Genomic DNA, 1,044 nt, shown 5'->3' with positions numbered 1-1,044 from the left:
CGAGATTACTACGCGTCTCGTGGGCTCGGAGATGGGTATAAGAGACAGCGCCCCGACTGGATGACTCGCGACACCACCGCGAGCCCCGGCGGCGGCACCTCCGCGTCCGCGCCCTCGCCCGCCGTGGCCACGCAGCGCACCCCGCCGGACTCGTCCTCCAGGAACACGCCGCACGTCTCCGCGTACGCCGGCACCGCCAGGTGCGCCACGCGCTCCAGCGTCTCCTCCTCCTCCAGGCTCCCCGCCAGCACCCCGCCTGCCTCCGCGAGGAAGCGCTGCGCCGCCTCGCCGCGCTGGCGCTCGGTGATGTCCACCATCACGCTCAGGCACTGCGGCGGCCCGCTCGCCGGGTGCACCCGCCCCGTCCACACCGCGACCTGCACCGCGCTGCCGTCCCGCCTGCGCCCCGACAGCGGCGCGCCGTCCAGCACCGTGCCCCGCGTGGCGCGCTCCAGGCTCTGGCGGAACGCCTCCCAGTGCTCCGGCGGCACCACCGGCAGCACCTTCCCCAGCACCTCCTCCGCCGTCCACCCCAGCATCCGCTCCGCGGCCGGGTTCCACAGCCGCACCGTGCCGTCCGGGTCCAACAGCATGATGGCCGCGGGGCTCGCCTGGATGATGGCCTCCAGCGTCTGGTGCGCCTCGCGCAGCGCCGCCCGCGCCCGCTGCTCCCGCTCCAGCAGCCGCGCCCGCGCCAGCGCCTGCGCCGCGTGGTGCGCCACCAGCTGCAGGAAGGCCCGCTCGTCGTCGTCGAACCCGTGCGGCAGGCCGAAGGTGAACACCAGCACCCCCAGCGCGCGGCCATCCACCACCAGCGGCAGACACGCCGACGAGGCCGCGGGCCGCTCCTCGCCTCCGGCGGCCAGCGCGTCCTCCGTCTCCAGCCACACCGGCCGCAGCTCCCGCAGGCAGCGCGTCCCCGGCGCGTCCCCGGTGAGGGGCAGCCGCCGCAGCCGCTCCGCCGCGTCCGGCGTGCAGCCCGCGCAGCGCAGGAGCAGGGCGCTCGTCGCGCCCGGCTCCACCAGCCACAGGCCCCGCCCTTCG

At 76.8% G+C, this 1,044-nt stretch carries 1 protein-coding gene; it reads right to left on the bottom strand.

The window, feature by feature from the left end:
- Nucleotides 1-8 precede the first annotated feature (8 nt).
- On the bottom strand, nucleotides 9-1,044 hold a 1,036-nt coding region (locus tag D7V93_RS43410), incomplete at its 5' end, for a PAS domain S-box protein (protein ID WP_244237860.1).

It is taken from the genome of Corallococcus llansteffanensis, from assembly GCF_003612055.1.
Classification (GTDB): domain Bacteria; phylum Myxococcota; class Myxococcia; order Myxococcales; family Myxococcaceae; genus Corallococcus; species Corallococcus llansteffanensis.
The sequence above is the reverse complement of the archived record's forward strand: the minus strand, read 5'-3'. Positions and strand labels throughout refer to the sequence as shown.